Origin of the sequence: Streptomyces sp. A012304 (genome assembly GCF_026008495.1) — a bacterium.
Classification (GTDB): domain Bacteria; phylum Actinomycetota; class Actinomycetes; order Streptomycetales; family Streptomycetaceae; genus Streptomyces.
The window spans coordinates 147465-163717 of sequence record NZ_BQUN01000096.1 but is presented as its reverse complement, the minus strand read 5'-3'; the positions used below and the strand labels follow the sequence as shown (position 1 = coordinate 163717).

Annotated in this window: 15 protein-coding genes and 2 pseudogenes; 9 read left to right on the top strand and 8 right to left on the bottom strand. The window is 68.7% G+C overall.

Annotated elements, in window-relative coordinates; translation table 11 throughout:
- Positions 1-68: 68 nt before the first annotated feature.
- Positions 69-1559, bottom strand: a complete 1491-nt coding sequence (locus ALMP_RS21715; RefSeq protein WP_264930793.1) for an alginate lyase family protein — start codon at positions 1557-1559, stop codon at positions 69-71.
- A 158-nt stretch (positions 1560-1717) separates the two neighbouring features.
- Here ALMP_RS21715 and ALMP_RS44415 point away from each other — a divergent pair.
- The 3 genes and pseudogenes from ALMP_RS44415 to ALMP_RS21705 all read left to right on the top strand — a co-directional run.
- Positions 1718-1857 (top strand): annotated as a pseudogene (locus tag ALMP_RS44415) (AraC family transcriptional regulator); the annotation flags it as partial.
- 121 nt (positions 1858-1978) lie between these two features.
- Entirely contained in the window at positions 1979-2779 is an 801-nt protein-coding gene (locus tag ALMP_RS21710) for a hypothetical protein (protein WP_264930792.1), read from the top strand.
- An 89-nt stretch (positions 2780-2868) separates the two neighbouring features.
- Positions 2869-3825: a hypothetical protein gene (locus ALMP_RS21705; protein ID WP_264930791.1), complete on the top strand. Its 957-nt coding sequence runs from the start codon at positions 2869-2871 to the stop codon at positions 3823-3825.
- 73 nt (positions 3826-3898) lie between these two features.
- On the opposite strand, the gene ALMP_RS21700 is transcribed toward ALMP_RS21705, so the two are convergent.
- Entirely contained in the window at positions 3899-4201 is a 303-nt protein-coding gene (locus ALMP_RS21700; RefSeq protein ID WP_264930790.1) for a hypothetical protein, read from the bottom strand.
- A 150-nt stretch (positions 4202-4351) separates the two neighbouring features.
- Between ALMP_RS21700 and ALMP_RS21695 the strand changes: the two genes are divergently transcribed.
- From ALMP_RS21695 to ALMP_RS21685, 3 genes are all read left to right on the top strand, one after another.
- The gene (locus ALMP_RS21695; protein WP_264930789.1) at positions 4352-4777 is read left to right on the top strand and encodes an Hsp20/alpha crystallin family protein; all 426 of its coding nucleotides are present in this window, start codon (positions 4352-4354) and stop codon (positions 4775-4777) included.
- 292 nt (positions 4778-5069) lie between these two features.
- The gene (locus ALMP_RS21690) at positions 5070-5543 is read left to right on the top strand and encodes a DUF2267 domain-containing protein (RefSeq protein ID WP_264930788.1); all 474 of its coding nucleotides are present in this window, start codon (positions 5070-5072) and stop codon (positions 5541-5543) included.
- A gap of 32 nt (positions 5544-5575) precedes the next feature.
- Entirely contained in the window at positions 5576-6430 is an 855-nt protein-coding gene (locus ALMP_RS21685; RefSeq protein WP_264930787.1) for an alpha/beta fold hydrolase, read from the top strand.
- A gap of 24 nt (positions 6431-6454) precedes the next feature.
- Here the strand turns inward: ALMP_RS21685 and ALMP_RS21680 are convergent, their stop codons facing one another.
- From ALMP_RS21680 to ALMP_RS21670, 3 genes are all read right to left on the bottom strand, one after another.
- Positions 6455-6775, bottom strand: a complete 321-nt coding sequence (locus tag ALMP_RS21680; RefSeq protein WP_264930786.1) for a DUF6087 family protein — start codon at positions 6773-6775, stop codon at positions 6455-6457.
- A 172-nt stretch (positions 6776-6947) separates the two neighbouring features.
- Positions 6948-7163, bottom strand: a complete 216-nt coding sequence (locus ALMP_RS21675; protein WP_264930785.1) for a DUF397 domain-containing protein — start codon at positions 7161-7163, stop codon at positions 6948-6950.
- Positions 7164-8009 (bottom strand): helix-turn-helix transcriptional regulator, encoded by an 846-nt coding sequence (locus ALMP_RS21670; RefSeq protein ID WP_264930784.1) that lies wholly within the window; start codon positions 8007-8009, stop codon positions 7164-7166.
- A gap of 221 nt (positions 8010-8230) precedes the next feature.
- On the opposite strand from ALMP_RS21670, the gene ALMP_RS21665 reads away from it, so the two are divergent.
- Positions 8231-8869 carry an ATP-binding protein gene (locus ALMP_RS21665; RefSeq protein ID WP_264930783.1) on the top strand — a complete coding sequence of 213 codons (639 nt, stop codon included), beginning with the start codon at positions 8231-8233 and terminating at the stop codon, positions 8867-8869.
- Positions 8870-8910: 41 nt separating this feature from the next.
- On the opposite strand, the gene ALMP_RS21660 is transcribed toward ALMP_RS21665, so the two are convergent.
- Positions 8911-12057 (bottom strand): DUF3427 domain-containing protein, encoded by a 3147-nt coding sequence (locus tag ALMP_RS21660; protein WP_264930970.1) that lies wholly within the window; start codon positions 12055-12057, stop codon positions 8911-8913.
- A 63-nt stretch (positions 12058-12120) separates the two neighbouring features.
- Between ALMP_RS21660 and ALMP_RS21655 the strand changes: the two genes are divergently transcribed.
- Positions 12121-13221: a YDG/SRA domain-containing protein gene (locus ALMP_RS21655; protein ID WP_264930781.1), complete on the top strand. Its 1101-nt coding sequence runs from the start codon at positions 12121-12123 to the stop codon at positions 13219-13221.
- 73 nt (positions 13222-13294) lie between these two features.
- On the opposite strand, the gene ALMP_RS21650 is transcribed toward ALMP_RS21655, so the two are convergent.
- Positions 13295-14314: an SEC-C domain-containing protein gene (locus ALMP_RS21650; RefSeq protein WP_264930779.1), complete on the bottom strand. Its 1020-nt coding sequence runs from the start codon at positions 14312-14314 to the stop codon at positions 13295-13297.
- A gap of 39 nt (positions 14315-14353) precedes the next feature.
- Positions 14354-15829 (bottom strand): glycoside hydrolase, encoded by a 1476-nt coding sequence (locus ALMP_RS21645; protein WP_264930778.1) that lies wholly within the window; start codon positions 15827-15829, stop codon positions 14354-14356.
- Between the two features lie 221 nt (positions 15830-16050).
- Here ALMP_RS21645 and ALMP_RS21640 point away from each other — a divergent pair.
- Positions 16051-16253, top strand: a pseudogene (locus ALMP_RS21640) (class E sortase); the annotation flags it as partial.

The following is a 16253-nucleotide window of genomic DNA, read 5'->3' as shown; positions in this document are numbered from 1 at the left end:
CGGCCGGGCCCGATCCGGCCGGGACCGGCCCCGGTCCGCTACTCGCTGTGCGCGCTGCCTCCGGTCCGCTACTCGCTGTGCGCGCCGCCTCCGGTCCGCCCTCTCCGGCGCAGCAGCAGGAGGCCGCCCGCGAGGGCGGTGATGCCGGTGGCGGCGGTCCAGGCGACGACGTCGGTGGAGCCGGTGGAGGCGAGGCCGCCGTTCTTGCCGGCGGGCGGGACGGAAGCCGCCCCGGAGGCGGAGGCCGTGCCCGAGGGGGAGGCCGTGCCCGAGGGGGAGGCCGAGGCCGACGCGGTGGGGTCCGGGGCCGAGCCCGCCGGGGAGGCGCTCGCCGACGGTGCGCCGCCCGCCCGCGCCGGCGACCGGTCCCGGGTGTACGCCAGCGTCCCGAAGCCGAGTTGGTCGAAGCCGCCGCTGTTGGGCCCGTAGTCCCCGCCGCCGCCCTCGGGGGCGGACCGGGCGGCGGCGCGGGTGAGGTACGGCGCGGACAGCCCCCGCCGTTTGGTGTAGTGGTTGGCGATCATCGCCCAGATGGGCCGGGTCATCGCCGGGTCGACGGCGGCCGCGTCGGAGGCGGTCTCCGTCCCCGACCAGCCGCCGATCGCGCCCTTCTTGCGGGTGTTGGCCGTGTAGGTGACGTCACCGCCGAGGGTCCACTTGGCGACGTACTGGGCGCCCTTGAGGAAACGGCTGTCGTCGTAGCCGTAGAGGTCGATGCCCTGGTTCCAGGCCATCTCGCAGACGGTGCCCATGAGGCCGACGCCGAGCAGCGCGTGCCCCTGGTCGCGGCCGGCCTCCAGCCACTCGCCGAGTCCGTCGTCGTGCACGACGGGGATGGCGTTCTTGACGGACCCCAGGCCGGCGCCGTTCTTGAAGTACTCCACGGCCCGCCCGACCCGCGCGCTGTCGTCGCAGAAGATGCCGACGGCGAGGACGCAGGCGAGGGCGGTGAGGTCCCAGTTGGGCCAGTAGTTGGTGACGACCGCGCCGTTGTGGCGCTTCAGGAAGTCCTCGCTGAGCGGGGCGAAGACGGTCGTCAGCATCTTCTGGAAGCGGGCCAGGTCGAAGTCCTCGTGGTCGCGGACGAGTTCGGCGGCGTTCGCGAACTGGTAGCCATAGAGCCCGGCTGCGAGGAACCGGTCGGCGGAGCCCTCCAGCGAGGTGAGCTTCGCGGACCAGGCGTTGAGGATCGCCACGGCGGTGTCGGCGTGCGCGCTGTCGCCGCCGACGTGGTGGCGCAGGGCGTTCTGGTAGGCGGCGTGGATGTCGTTGTAGAGGGTCCGGTAGTTCTCGGGCGAGCCCGAGCCCCGGTACACGGTCGCCTGCGGGTTCGCCGTCCAGCCGCTCTGGGCGTGCCGGTTGGCGGTGAGCTTGGCGTACCCGGCGGTGTAGGGCGCGGCGCCGGCCTTCACCTTGGCGGCCATGCGCTCCAGGTCCGCGCGGGTGTGCAGCAGACCGGGGTGGGCGTAGGCGGTGCCGGCCGCGTGGGCGGGGGCGGCGACCGCCCCGGCGCCCGCCCCCGCGACCACCGCGGCCGTCGCACCGGTGGCCTTCAGCATGCTCCGGCGGCTGATCTGTCGAGGTCGAGTCAGGTGCATGCCGGGGAGACGCGTGAGAACCCCGGCCGATAACGAAAACCGGACGACCGCCTACGCGCCCGCCGTCGACCCCGGCCGCACGATCATCAGCACCGTGACCGTCGCCCACAGCAGGTCGAACCGCGTACTCGGTCGAACGCATTGCCGCCGGACGGGGTTCGGCCCACCGACGGCCTTCCGGGAGCGGTTCCGCAAGGTCGTCGGGACGAGCCCGCAGGGGTACCGACGGGCGTTCCGCTCGGGCCTGCCGGGAGCGTGACCGTCGGTCAGGTCTCGCCGGGGGCCCGTGATCGTCGGTCGGATAAAGATCGGATAAGGTGTCCCGCCGTGGCACGTGCGAACACGTGAACCACCGTCACGTACTCGGGGGAGACGAACACGTGAACACCACAGGGCGGACCCCGCCCGCGCCCTTCCGCTCCATGGCCAACCCGCACACCGTCGCCACGCGCCTCGCCGTGCCGTCCCGCGAGGACCGCATCGACGACCCCGTCGTACGGGGACTCCAGTGGGCCCGCACGGCCGTCGGCCTGGTCGCCACGGTGTGGCTGGTGATGGCCTACCCGGTCACCCAGGGGCGGGAGGAGTTCGTCATGGGCAAGATCGAGGACCTGCTCTACGCCTGCGTCATCATGTTCACGACCGCGTTCCTCGCGGTGACGGCCTTCATCTGCGCGGCCCGCTCCCCGCTCAAGGGCCTGTACGCGCGCCGCCTGCCGGGCCCCCTGTACACCATCGGCGCGATCCTGCTGAGCTTCGGGGCCTGCTGGTTCATGCTGGCGTGCATGAAGGGGGACGTCGTCTCCATGGCCGACTTCGCAGGCCACGGCTTCTTCGTCAACCTGCTGGTCGTGCTGCTGTTCCTCGCCGGCGGCCTCGCCTGCCTCATCGGGGTCATCGTGGGGATCCCCTTCACGCTGCTGCTCATCGTCTACGGCGTCAACTCCAGTTTCCGCGTGGGCGACATACACGAGCTGCTGCCGCCGCTGCTCTCCCCGCTCCTGGTCTGGTCCCTGTTCGGCCTGAACCTGTTGGACGACCCCGAGGTCGCCGCGCCGCCGATCGTCCTCTACACCTTTCTGCTGGGCGGCCCGGTGTCGGTGACGGCCCTGTCGGTGTGGGAGATATGGCGACTGCGGCGACGGTACGGAATGTCGCTGCGGGGGGCGTTGGGCCGATAGCGGCGCCGCACTGATGATCCGTTAATGTGTGCTGCCGTGGCACGTACGCACACGTGAACCACCGTCACGTACTCGGGGGAGACGTCACAGTGACTGCCGGCCGTTCCGGGATATCGAGCGTGCTGCGCTCCGCGTCCAACCCGCTCGCCGCTGCCGCCGCCGCGGCGACCGCGTCCCGTTCCGGCCGCGTCGAGGACCCGATCGTCCAGCGGCTCCAGGCCGGCCGTACCTGGGCCGGGGCCGTGGCGTCGGTGTGGATGCTGTTCGCCTACCCGCTGGCCGAGAGCGGCCAGGAGATCCTGCTCGGCAAGGTGCTGAACGTGCTGATCGGCTGCGGGATCACCCTCGTCGCCGGATCGATCGCCCTGAGCGTCTTCATCGGCATGGCCCGCCCCCCCCTCCGCGGCGGCTACGCCCGCCGCCTCAGCGGCCCCGGCACCGCGCTCGGCACCCTTCTGCTCAGCGCCGCCGTGTGCGCCGGCGGCACCCTGCTGCTCGTGCAGCTGGCACAGGCCAAGATCATCCCGTGGGCGGACATCCGCGCGGCGGGCAACCTCGCCTGGCTGACGTCCTTCCTGCTGTTCTGCGTCGGCATGCTCATCGCCGCGCTCGCCCTGCTCCTGGTGGCGTTCTTCACCCTGCTCGCCGCGGTGCACTCGCTCAATTCCTGCTTCCGCGTCGGCGACGTCCACGAACTGCTGCCCGCGCTGATCTCACCGTTCCTGGTGTGGTCCCTGTTCGTCCTGAGCCTCTTCGACAACCCGGAAGTAGCCGCCCCGCCGCTGGTCCTCTACAGCTTCCTGCTGGGCGGCCCGCTCTCGGTGACGGCCCTGTCGGCGTGGGAGATACGGCGACTGCGGACGCGGTACGGCGTGACGATGAAGGCGGCGCTGGGGCGGGACGAGGCGCCGCAGCCGCCGTACACGGCGCCCCCGGCGTATGCCCCTTACACCGCGACCGCCGCGGCGCCCCCGGCGTACGCCCCGTACGCCCCGTACACCCCGACCGCCACGGCGCCCCCGGCGTACGCCCCGTACACCGACTGATCGTCGCCCCTGTCGACCTCGTTGCCATCGTCGACCCCGTCGGCAGGGCGCGGGCCGGTCGGTGACCGTCGGCTCAGCGCTGCCGGTCGGCGACCGCCCAGGAGGCCAGCGCGACGGCCCCCGCCACCCCGAAGACGGCCGGCCAGGCGCCCACCTTCTTGGCCAGCGGATGCGACCCGGCGAAGGCGGCGACGTACGCGGCGCCCAGCGCCCCCGCGGCCTTCCCGCCCGCCCGCTCCCGCCACCGCTGCGCGGCCGCGGCCCCCGCGACGGCCAGTACGGCCCCGCCGAGCGGCCGCTTCTTCGTCCACCGGGCCACCCCGTACCCGCCGACGAGCCCGCCCGCGGCGATCACCGAACTGGGAACCTTCGCCATACCTGCCTCCTCGAAGTCACCCCGAGGCTAGCCCCCGGACCAGGCATCATGCCGAACATGAGTCGAGGCTTGTCAACTTTCCTCGGGCGAGCTATATAAGAAGTCGTAGGGCATCGCACAGCAGAACCCGATGAGAGGAGTGGACCTGTGATGCTCATGCGTACGGACCCCTTCCGCGACTTCGACCGACTCGCGCAGCAGGTCTTCGGCACGACAGAACGCCCCGCCGCGATGCCGATGGACGCCTACCGGTCCGGGGACGACTTCCTCGTCCACTTCGACCTGCCAGGCATCGACCCCGAGACGATCGAGCTGGACGTCGAACGCAACGTCCTCAGCGTCCGCGCCGAGCGCCGTTCCCCCGCCCCCGAGGGCGCGGAGGTCCTGGTCGCCGAGCGCCCGACGGGCACCTTCACCCGCCAGCTCTTCCTCGGCGACACCCTCGACACGGACCGCATCGACGCCTCGTACGAGTCCGGCGTCCTGACCCTGCGCATCCCCGTGGCCGAACAGGCCAAGCCGCGCCGCATCCAGATCTCGGGCGGCGAAGGCGGACGCAGGCAGCTGAGCGGGTGAGCGGCAGCCGATCAGCCGATCAGCCGAGGGAAGGCTGATCGACCGAGCGGCCGACCGGCGGCAGCCCGCCACACCGACCATGTCGGCCCTGCCGACTACGCCCGCCACGACCGCCACGCCGCTGGGCCGGCCACGCCGGCCATGCCCGACCACGCGGCGCGTCCCGCGGCCCGGTGTCCCTGACGACACGACCGGTCTCCGGACCGCGGGACGGCGCCGCCGCCCCTGTCCGTCACCACTTCCAGGCTGACTTGAAGAACTTCCCGGCCGACCTGAAGGAGGAGCCCTGACGATGACCGTGACGTCCGTCCCGCAGACGGCGAGGACCGTGATCCCCGGCCCGCAGAGGAGACCCGCCGCGCACGCGGACGGCTGGGCCGAGCTGATCGAGTCGGTGAAGGACGCAGGCCGGTACCCCACCACCGCTCAGGCCGAACGCGTCACCCGCGTCGTCCTGTCCGCCCTCGGCGGCCACGTCACCGGCGACGAACGCGTCGCCCTCGCCCAGGCGCTCCCCGCGGAGGCGGGCCGAGTGATCGCGTCGCAGATCCCGGCCACCCGCCCCCGCACGGCACGGGAGTTCGTGGACACGGTCGCGGCGCGTACGGAGGGAGCCACGCCGGCCACGGCCCGCTGGGACGCCGGCTCGGTCCTGAGCGTCCTGCCGACGCTGGTGGGCGAGGCCCTGATCGACCGAGTCCTGGCCCAACTTCCCCCCGGCTACGCCCTGTTGTTCGGCCGGGCCGAACTGGCCTCCCGCAGCTGACCGGATGACAGGGCCGCCGTCGGCGTACGACAATGCGCCGGCGGCGCCGATCGCGCCGGCCAGGACGCGGAGAGGACACCGAGCTGACCGAGTACGTCACCACCCCCGACGGCATCCGTCTCGCCTACCGCGACGACATCCCGGCGCGGGCCCACCCGACGGCACTCCCCGTCCTCCTCCTCCACGGCCTCGCCGGCCACCTGGCCGAATGGGACGACCTGACCGCCCGCCTCCTGGCCGACGGCCACCGCGTGGTCCGTTACGACGCCCGTGGCCACGGCGCGAGCACCCGCACCCCCGCCGACATGACGAGAGCGGCGGCGGTACGGGACGCGGTGACCGTGCTGGAGCACCTGTCCCTGGCCCCCGCGATCCTGGTGGGCCAGTCCCTGGGCGGCCTGACGGCCCTCCTGACGGCGGCGGCCCACCCCGCGCTGGTCACGTCCCTGATCCTGGTGGAGGCGGGCCCGGCCTGCCGCAACCCCGGGACTCCCGGGCAGATCGCGAACTGGCTGGACAGCTGGCCCACCCCCTTCCCCACCCACGCCGAGGCGACGGCCTTCCTCGGCCACCCCGCCTGGGCCGACGGCCTCGACTGGCGCGAGGACGGCGGCCACCCCCGCGTCGACAAGGAGACGATGGTCGCGGCGGTACGGGAACTGGCCACGGAGGACTACTGGGAGCAGTGGTCCCAGGTGCGGTGCCCCACCCTGGTGGTCCGGGGCGAGAAGGGCACGATGCCGGCCGAGGAGGCCACGGAGATGCGGACCCGCCGCCCGGCCGACACCACCCTCGCCACGGTCCCCGACGCGTCCCACGACGTCCACCTGGACCAGCCCCAGGCCCTCTACCAGTCGATTGCGCCCTTCCTCCGGCAGGGCGAGTAGTCCCAGGCGCCATGCCAACAGTGGCTACCGCTCATCGCTGTTCCGGTGGTCCTCGACCGGGCCGCCGGCGGTGTCGGTCGTCTGTTGGTTCACCCACCGCTGGGCCTCCGCGAAGTTCGCGGCGGTGCCCGCGGGCTCGTAGGCAAACCCGTTCCACTCCTCCAAGGCCCGCGGCTCGTCCGGGCGGAGGTGCCCGGCGCCACCATGAAGGGGGCGATGCCGACGGTGGACGTCCAGCGGCGGCCGGCGCCGCTTCTCGTACGCGGCCAGAGGATCGTCCGCGTCGATGCGCGGCGCCACGCGGGACGGCTGGTTCGGCGGTCCGGGTCGGGAGTGCTTGCCCATGACTCCGATGCTCTCCTGTCTACGAGAAGCTCAGCCACGGCGTTGGCGGTCGTCAGAACGTTCATGCTGACCCGGTTGCGCATCGACGGCGGCGGATTCGCACGCGTGCAGCAGGCATCCAGGGAGGCGAGACCCCCACCGGGTCCGCTCAGCCCTGGAGGCCGCTGAACGTTTACGACGGCGTGCGCTTCATTCGCGCCGAGCCGTCCAGGAACCTGCACCATGCCTCAGCCGACACCGCCACCCGCGGCCCGCCCGCCATCTTCGAGTCCCGCACGAGCACGCCCGCGGGTACGAAGGCGGCCTCCACGCACTCCGTGGCGTTGCCGCCGCTGTACGAGGATTTGAACCAGGCCAGCTCAGACGCGGACTGAGGCGGGACGGACATTCACAGCTCCTTGCGGACCCGATGGATCATGGCGGAGGAAGCCTCCATGTCCAACGCTTGTGCGCGTAGGTACTCGAACGCAAGTCTGTAGCGGTCCAGTTCCTCATCCTTCTCCAGGAAGAGCGAGCCGGTGTGGAAGTCGACGTACACCACGTCGAGGCTCAACTCAGGGCCGCCGATGATGACGAAACTGCCCAGCGCGGCGGCGTGGGCGCCCTGGGAGAACGGCAGTATCTGCAAGGTGATGTGACTGGACTCGGTCGCTTCGAGGAGGCGGCTGAGCTGCTCCCTCATCGTCTCGGGCGACCCGACGACCCGGCGGATCACCGACTCGTCGAGGATCGCCCAAAGGTGCGGTGGATTCGGGCGGGCGAGGATCTCCTGCCGCTTCATACGGATGTCGACGAGCCGCTCGATCTCCGCCGGCGCCAACGGCACTTCGTTGGCCTTCTGCACGGCCGTGCTGTAGGCGCGGGTCTGGAGAAGCCCAGGGACGTACACGCACGCGAAGTGGCTTTCACGTACAGCTTCGTCCTCCAGCGTGAGCAGCAGATTCATGCTCTCCGGAATGGAGTCGGCGAAGGAGCTCCACCACCCCTGCTGCTTGGCCTCCTTTGCCAGACGCACAACTGCTTGTCGCTCGGCGTCGGTTGCCCCGTACTCGCGGCATAGTGCGTCGACGACGATCCACTTCACCGGCCCCGACTGCGTCTCGTACCGGCTGATCGTCGCCTTCGACACCCCGACAATCCGCCCTGCCTCCTCCAGTGTTAGCCCTTTCCGCGCGCGCAACTTGCGCATCATCGCCCCCAGTTGGCGGCGGCGTGTCGTGGCCCGTTCGGACATGCGGCTCCTTCGCCGTGCGCCGGGCGACAGCCCGGAGATCCCTCGTCAGGCTAGGCAGCGGGGCGGCGACATGACCACCGGGTTCACCCGATGGATTCTCGTGAGAAGTTACATGGCGAGAATTCTCTGTGGCATGCTGCTCGTGCATCGACTGCTACGCAGCGCATCCGTGCAGATACGGACGGGCGCAGTGCGCGCGTGGCCCGGAGGGAGGAGCAGCCATGCCCCGCCATGAAGTCACCCCACCGCGACTGCGCTGCGTGCTGCCTTTCGAGGCGGCGCCGGCCGAGGTGCGCCTCCTACGCAGAGCCGCGGTCAGGCAGCTGAGCCACTGGGGCGCGCCCGTCGCAGTCGACGAGGCGGAGCTGCTCGTCACGGAGTTGGCCACCAACGTCGTCAAGCACGTCGGTGAGGGCACATCCGCGACCCTGATCCTCGAATGGCAGGGCGAACGGCTCCGGCTCGAAGTCCACGACAAGAGCCACGTAGGCCCCTCGCTCACACGACAGACGGACTGCGCTGAGCAGGAATGTGGCCGCGGCCTGCATTTGCTCGCCTCACTGGCCGCGGATTGGGGCACCATCCTGACCGCAGCTGGCAAGGCGGTTTGGTGCGAACTCGCGCTCGGTGCGCTGCCCAGCGGTTGCCTACGTCTCGAACGCGCCGCCGTGGTGCTTGAGCACTACCAGGGAAGCCAGGGCGGACGGCTCAGAACGAAGGGGCGGGGAATCGGTTTGGAGGAGTCCGCGATCGAACTGATCGCAGACCTCCTCCACTGGAGTGCCGCACGCGGCCATGACCCGGACGACTTCCTTGACCGAGCACAGATGCATTACGAAGCGGAGGCGGGAGCGGCCTGAGGGCTCCTCGTTAGCGCGAGGTATCGCGCATGTGGAGGCCCTCAACCACTCGTGATCGAGGCGTACGCACTCACATCGGCAGGAAGCTCATGGTGTAGATCCCAGGTGATCGCCATGGGCTTACTGCCGGTGTGGCCGGCATACGTGGCCGGTCCCAGGAACATCCATGGTTCGGCCTTGCCGATGCTGCTGCGCTTATAGCGGCGCAGAAACAGGAGGACATGACTCCCCTGCTGAGCGTGATGCTGATAGCGCAAGCCGGTGGCGGAGTTGGCGGGTGTGGTGCTCTGGGACTCCCAGTGGAAGCGAGTTGGGCTGAGCGCGTAGTCCTTGTAACGGACCGTGGGGGAGAAGTCTCTTTCGCTCTTCTCCAGGGTGATGAGGAGAGCATCGGTCTTCAGCTCCTCCACCCACCGCACTCCCTGGCCGAAGTCTCGCGGCATCTGCCCGCCCAAGCGGGCCACTCCCAACGCGGAGAGGATCTCGGAGCGGTTGTAGGAGCTGTGAATCTTCAAGGGCAGCTCAGCGAGCGAGCCTTCCAGGGGGAGAGGGAAGTGGTCGGCCTCTTCAAGGGCGTACGACAGGACTTGCTGGAGTTCGTCACGGAAGACGTGCTGGGCACGCAAGGACGCAAGCCCGTCGCGGTAGCTGGAGAAGCCGCCGGCGTTGTCCCAGAGGTTGAAGAAGAGCATGCGCGCGTACGCCTGCTCCGGTGCAGACAGCCTGTCGTATTCGGGAGCGTCATCTGCAAGCAGACGAAGATAGGCCTGGACGCGTTCCAAGTCATCGACGTGCAGGAATGCGTGGACCCGTTTGAGGAGGTCGGCTTCGCCGGCCGGAGCCTCCTGCGCGATGTATCCAGCCTTGCGTAGCACCTTGGTCCAAGAGTTGTCGCTCTTATAGAGCTCCTGGATGTCCCGGCGACTTTCGCGCAGGTAGTCCGCCAGTCGCGGAGTGCTGTAGGCCTTGGCCTCCTTCGCCATTGTGGTGATGGTGGCCTTGAGTTGCGTACGGATGTTGTCGAGGACGAGCTCCTTCGATTTGCCCTCCAGGATGATTTGGCAGCCGGAGGGCAGCAGTGGGAAGTCCCGCTCGATGTTGTCGACCAAGCGGTTGCGCGACAGGTTCGTCAGTGCCCGGAACTGCTCCTCGAAGCGGAACTCGGCCCTGTGCTGACCGATGAAGTCGAGCACGGTGAGGACCGGTTTGTTCGCGGTACGACGCAGCCCGCGCCCTAGCTGCTGGAGGAAGACCGTCGCGCTGTTGGTGGGCCGCAGGAGAAGAAGGGTGTCGACATCAGGGATGTCCAAGCCCTCGTTGAACAGGTCCACCGAGAAGATCACCTGGATGCGTCCCGCCTTGAGGTCCTCCAAGGTGCGGGCCCGGACCTCAGCCGACGAGTCACTGTCAAGAGCGGCTGCCTGGAATCCCGCGCGGCGGAAGCACTCGGCCATGAAGTGCGCGTGCGCCTTGGTCACGCAGAAGCCGAGGGCACGCATGGCCCCCGGGTCGGAGATCTTCTCCTCGACCTGCTTGATGACGATGCGAGCCCGCGCCTCATCCTTCGAAAAGCGGCTCCCCAGCTGCTCGCGGTCGTATGTACCTGATCGCCAGCCGAGCTGCCTCAGATCCGTACCGTCCGGGACACCGAAGTAGTGGAAGGGACACAGCAGGTCGTTCTCCAAGGCCTCCCAGAGCCGTAGTTCAGCCGCTATACGACCGTTGAAGAACTCGTCCTGCACATTGCGCCCGTCCATCCGCTCCGGAGTCGCGGTGAGACCCAGCAACTCGGCCGGCTTGAAGTGATCGATGACCCGCCTGTAGGTCTCAGCGGTGGCGTGGTGGAACTCGTCGATGACGATGACGTCGAAATGCTCAGGGTCGAACTGTTCCAGCCGCTCGACGTTGAGCGACTGGACGCTGGCGAACACGTGGGTCCAGTCGCTGGGCTCTTGCCCGCTGTGGAGGAGCTCGCCGAAAGAGGCGTTGTCGAGCACCTCGCGGTAGGTCCGCAGGGACTGGTTAAGTATTTCCTTGCGGTGGGCGACGAAGAGGAGGCGGGGGAGCTCTCCGCGGCTTTTGTCGCGCATGTTTCGGTAGTCCAGAGCCGCCATGACCGTCTTGCCCGTGCCGGTTGCTGCGACGAGCAGATTCTGATGGCGGCCGCGCACCTCCCGTTCGACACGAAGGCGTTCCAGCATGTCCTTCTGGTGGGGGAGCGGGTGTACTTCTAGACCAGAGAGACTGATCTTGAGCTCTCCGGTGGTGTGGGCTCCTCCAGCTCGGGCGAGCGCTTCGGTAAGCCGCTCGCCGTCTTTCTCCGGGTCGTATAGCTCGAAGGCGGCGTCGGCCCAGTAGGCATCGAAGGTTGCTTCGAACTTGTCGAGCACCCTCGGTGTGGCGACTGATGACAGCCGTACGTTCCATTCCAAACCATCGAGCAAGGCGGCCTTCGACAGGTTGGAGCTGCCTACGTATGCCGTATCGAAGCCCGTGTTGCGTCGGAACAACCAGGCCTTGGCATGCAGGCGCGTTGACCGGATCTCATAGTTAATCTTGACCTTGGCGCCGAATTCGCGCACGAGTCGGTCCAAGGCAAGGCGGTCCGTGGCGCCGATGTAGGTCGTGGTGATGACTCGGATCGGGACGCCGCGCTCCTTCGCTGCGCGGAGGGAGTCCTCCAGGACCCTTATGCCGTACCACTTCACGAACGCACAGAGGAGATCAATGCGGTCTGCTGTAGCGAGCTCTGCCCGTAGCTCCGCTCCCAGGCTGGGATCGTCGGGAGCGTTGGTGATCAGTGCGGTTTCGGATAGGGGCGTCAAAGGCCGGATGGCGTAGACGCCAGGCGCTTCCTGCTCAGCCAGGGCCAGGAGCTGCCGCGGACCCTCGACGATGGCGGTCACCGCTTCGTCTACATCCGGATCCGGCACGCGAGTGATCAGAGACTGCATGATGTGGTTCGCCACGACCACCTGTTGGTTCGGCGGCAACTGACTCAGCCGTTGCCGCGCGGCCTCCGCGATGTAGCGGGCCAAGACATGTGGTGAGGACTCTGCACTGACCTCCGTGTGGATCGGCTTCCAACCGGCCGCGTTCAACTGGTCGATCTGTGCCTGCATGCCTTCGGTGATGAGCTCTTCGTACACACCTGCGACAGGTTGTGACAGATCCCCTGGCTGAACCATGGCGGCCCCCTCGATCGCTGACTGCGCCACGACCAGTTGTAACAGGGACGTCTGACAGCGAGCGTGCGCACCTGCATCGTGAGCACTTACCGGTCAGAACGGGAATATGAAGTGACATCATTGATCATCTTCGATCAGTATGGCCTGATGGGAGAGCGGGTCATTGGTCACATAGACGGCGTCCTACCTGGTGAGGCCTTCAGTGGGCGTGAGGAAGTGAAGAACGTCCATCTGCACGGCGATGTCAGGCGAGGCATCTCGCAGCTCAAGGACACGGATGGCACCTACGTTGCCGACGCCATCGTGCTCAACGGTGGGTACGTGGACGACGAGGATGGCTGGTCCTGGGTCCAGTACACGGGTGCGTCGCCTGACAAGGACAAGGCGAAAGACGGCAAGTCGCTGCTCCGGAGCCAATCTTGGGAATACCGGGACAATGCAGCGCTCAAGATGAGCTTTGAGCGTGGCTATCACATTCGGATCATCCGCGGTCGTAATGGTGACAAGCGGTACTCGCCCGCCGTGGGATACAGGTACGACGGCCTGTACAAGATCACGGCTATCCGCGACGCCACATCCAAGTCGCCTGCGCCTGATGGCTCGGACATCATGATCTGCCAGTTCGACTTGGAGCGTCTAGCGGACCCGGAGCAGGAGCTCACCACTGCTGAACGTCAAATTGCCGAGGTGCTGAAGCAACAGGAAGAGACGCCGGTCGGAGACGTTCAGGGCACCTCGGCGTTTTCCGGGGAAGTAAAGTTCCCCAAGGCGCGGGTTATGCGTGTCCAGCGCCTCGTGCGGGATGCGGCCACGGTGCGGCGCGTCAAGGCGCTCTATGACCATGAATGCCAGATGTGTGGCCTGCGCTTGGTTGGCCTCGATGAGAAGCCGTATAGCGAGGGCGCCCACATCAGGCCCCTCGGAAGCCCGCATCACGGGCCTGACGTCGAGCGCAACATCCTCTGTCTCTGCCCCAACTGCCACGTGCGCTTGGACATCGGAGCTGTCGTTATCGAAGACAACTGGTCCGTCGTTGTGCGCGCCGGCGTGTTCGGTGATGGTCTGAGGGCGAAGCTCAAGATGCACAGAGAGCACAAGGTGCATGAGGATTACGTTCGCTACCACCGCGAGTGGTGGGCGAACCAGGGCAGTCCAGCCAGCTAACAGAAGAGTTGGGCCCTGGCCGAGGGCCCAACCTTATGTGTTCGCCCTGTCTGCACCGCTGTGAGCAGCCGGCCTATCCATGCGTATGACCGTGGCACGCCTCATACGCCCGCCCCGACCCACACCAACACCCCGCCCCCCGCTGCGGCGGCCAAGCCACTGCCCTGCCTCGGGCTGCCAGCGTCGTCGCGTACTGCGGTAGCAGGTCGGTGTCGCCCGGGGAGGTGCCCTCCGAGGCGGCGAAGGCCTCGTAGGAGGGGACCGTTCCCGTGACGATGCCCAGGTTCGCCGTGCCCGAGGTCGCCAGCTCCCGCAAGGACGCCTCTATCGTCGCGAGGTGAGTCTCGTGGGAGGGGTACTCCGCCGCCAGGGACGGGTAGGCGGCCACGAGTTCCGTCAGCTCGTCCGCCGGCCAGTGGAGGACGGCGACCGGGAAGGGGCGGGAGAGGGCCTGGCGGTAGGTGCCCAGTTCCGCGCGCAGGCGGGAGATCTCCGCCTCCAGCTCCGCCGGGTTCTCGGAGCCCAGGGACCAGACCCGCTTGGGGTCGTGGAGTTCGTCGAGGGACACGGGGGAGGAGTGCAGGACGTCCGCGAGGGCGTCCCATTCGTCGTGCGCCGCGCCCAGCATCCTGCGCACCCGGTGGCGGCCGAAGAGGAGCGGATGGGTGGAGTACGGGGGTTCCGCCACGTCCGTCAGCAGCAGCCGCACGCCCTCCGTGAACGTCTCCTGCGCCGCCTCCAGCTCGTCGTGGGACTCCAGGGCCTCCGCGACGATCACCCAGGGGGCCGGGTCGCGGGGGGCGGCGCCCCGGATGCCGTCGATGATCGCTCGGGCCTCCGCCTCGTGACCGTACTCCCAGAGGTTGGAGGCCTTCAGGGCGCGGACCAGGTGGGGGTTGTCCAGGTGGGTGCCGGAGGACAGCAGGCGGTCGTAGAGGGTGCTCGCGGCGGGGCGGTCGCCGGCCAGTTCCAGGTGGGCCGCGGCCTGGAGCAGCAGGGCCTCGGCGTCCTCGGGGTACAGGCCGGCGGTCCGCTCCAGGCGTGCCGCTTCGGCGGAGTGGTCGACGTTCTCGGCGGGCGTGTCGGGGCGCATGCACGACACCGTACTGCCCGCCGGTGACGAACGTCAGAGCTACACCGTCACCCCGTCCACCTGGAGTGTCTGCACCGCCCCCGCCGCGAACGGCACGCTCACGGTCTTGCCGCTGAGGAAGCGGTCCGAGCGGGCCGTGTAGAGGTCGCCGGAGCCGTTCGTCACCGTGTTCCAGCGGGGCACCAGGCCGCCCGAGCCACCGGTCACCGTGGAGAAGCGGGACAGGTCGAACGTCAGGGTCTGGGCGGACGAGGAGGTGTTCGCGGCGACGATCACCAGGCGCCGCGCCGCGCGGTCCAGGGCCGCCACCGCGTAGCTCACGCCCGTGTCGAGGATCGTCATCCCGGGGCGGATGTGCCGGCTGAACTGGGCCATCACGTAGTACTTCGTCGTGACCGCGCCCGGCTGGAGGGTGTTCGCGTCATAGCCGATCATCGCCCAGTTCGCCGTCGGGTCCATGACCTGCCAGTACACCCAGGCCGTCGGGTGCAGCCAGCGGAAGTCGTAGAGCAGGTTGCTCGCCATGCTGAGGCCGGTGCCGTCGTTGTCGCCGGTCTCGGAGTTCCACAGCTTCTTCCCGGACGTCGTCACCACGTCCGTGTAGAGCAGGTCCCGGCGGCCGCCCGACCCCTGGTAGCCGTGCACGTTCACCTGGCTCACCAGGGCCTTCGTCGAGGAACCGAACGCCGCCCACGTCGAGCGGGCCGTGTCGTAGTTCGTCTCGTCGGACGCCGCGATACGCACACCCGTCAGACCGCGCTTGTCCAGCTCGCTGCGCATGTACGGCAGGACGGCGGCCTGGACCGTCGCGTCCATGTGGCAGCCCTCCTGGGTGCCCGTCGCAGTCCACCAGGACGAGGACGGCTCGTTGAAGGGGTCCACCGTCGCGAAGTTCACCCCCCAGTTGTTCTTCGCGTACAGCGCCACGGCCGCCAGGTGGGAGGCGTGCTGGCGGTAGTTCCACGACTGGAGGTTGTTGCCGCCGCCCGAGGCGCCGGACGGGTTGTGGTTCAGGCACATCCACCACATCGGCGAGTTGGCGAACAGCTCGGTCACCGCGCCCCGCTGCACAGCCTTCACCAGCATCGCGCGCTGGTTGGCGTCCGCCGACCACTTCCAGGCCGAGGAGGTGGGGTCCTCGTTGTTCCAGTCCTGCCAGAAGCCCTCGATCTGCTTGAAGCCGGGGATGTTCGGCGACTCGACCATCGTCTCGCCGCCCACGCTGTTCCAGCTGCACGCGCCGAGGTTGTAGCGGGCGATGTTCATCCCGAGGCCGGGGAGGGTGCGGCCGCCGTACGACACCGACTTCGTGGTGAAGAAGATGTCGGCGAAGTCCTCCCGGGCGCCGAACACGTTCGCCCACCAGGCGAGCGAGGTGCCCCAGCCCTCCCACGTCCCGTACGTCGTCGACGGGTTGACGGCGATCGTCGCGTCGGCGTGGGCCGTGCCGGCCGCCAGGCCGCTCCCCAGGAGCGCGCCGCCGGTGGCGGCCAGCAGTGTTCTGCGTCGGATCAAGGAAATCCCTCGCTTCGGTCGACTCGCCGGTCGTCCCCAACCGGACCGTGGTCCCCCGCTTTTGGTGTCGGCTGGAAGCATCGGGTGTGACCTGTGGTGTTGTCGAGGGTTTTGACAGCCCTTTCTCAAACCTGTGGAGGAAGTGTTCGAGCCCCGGACGCTGGAGACCTCACGGCACCGCGCCTATGGTGCGGGCGGCCGGGAGGGAAGGAGGGGTACGCGTGCGGGTTCCCGTCGTGCACCACGGCCTGCGCCGACGGCGCGCCCGGCGACGGCGCGTGCTGTGGTGCGGGGCCGAAGTCGTCGTCACCGCCGGGGTGTTGGTGCTGCTCCTCGTCGTCCACCAGCTGTGGTGGACCAACCGGGAGGCGAAGGCGGACGCCGAGCGCGGGGTGCGGGCGCTGGAGCGCGCGTGGGCCGACGG

What these genes read in the sequence shown, in the direction of transcription:
- ALMP_RS21715 (WP_264930793.1), bottom strand. Translation starts at nt 1,559, where the DNA reads ATGCTGAAGGCCACCGGTGCGACGGCCGCGGTGGTCGCGGGGGCGGGC.
- ALMP_RS21700 (WP_264930790.1), bottom strand. Translation starts at nt 4,201, where the DNA reads ATGGCGAAGGTTCCCAGTTCGGTGATCGCCGCGGGCGGGCTCGTCGGC.
- ALMP_RS21695 (WP_264930789.1), top strand. Translation starts at nt 4,352, where the DNA reads ATGCTCATGCGTACGGACCCCTTCCGCGACTTCGACCGACTCGCGCAG.
- ALMP_RS21690 (WP_264930788.1), top strand. Translation starts at nt 5,070, where the DNA reads ATGACCGTGACGTCCGTCCCGCAGACGGCGAGGACCGTGATCCCCGGC.
- ALMP_RS21685 (WP_264930787.1), top strand. Translation starts at nt 5,576, where the DNA reads ATGCGCCGGCGGCGCCGATCGCGCCGGCCAGGACGCGGAGAGGACACC.
- ALMP_RS21680 (WP_264930786.1), bottom strand. Translation starts at nt 6,775, where the DNA reads ATGGGCAAGCACTCCCGACCCGGACCGCCGAACCAGCCGTCCCGCGTG.
- ALMP_RS21675 (WP_264930785.1), bottom strand. Translation starts at nt 7,163, where the DNA reads ATGTCCGTCCCGCCTCAGTCCGCGTCTGAGCTGGCCTGGTTCAAATCC.
- ALMP_RS21670 (WP_264930784.1), bottom strand. Translation starts at nt 8,009, where the DNA reads ATGTCCGAACGGGCCACGACACGCCGCCGCCAACTGGGGGCGATGATG.
- ALMP_RS21665 (WP_264930783.1), top strand. Translation starts at nt 8,231, where the DNA reads ATGCCCCGCCATGAAGTCACCCCACCGCGACTGCGCTGCGTGCTGCCT.
- ALMP_RS21660 (WP_264930970.1), bottom strand. Translation starts at nt 12,057, where the DNA reads ATGGTTCAGCCAGGGGATCTGTCACAACCTGTCGCAGGTGTGTACGAA.
- ALMP_RS21650 (WP_264930779.1), bottom strand. Translation starts at nt 14,314, where the DNA reads ATGCGCCCCGACACGCCCGCCGAGAACGTCGACCACTCCGCCGAAGCG.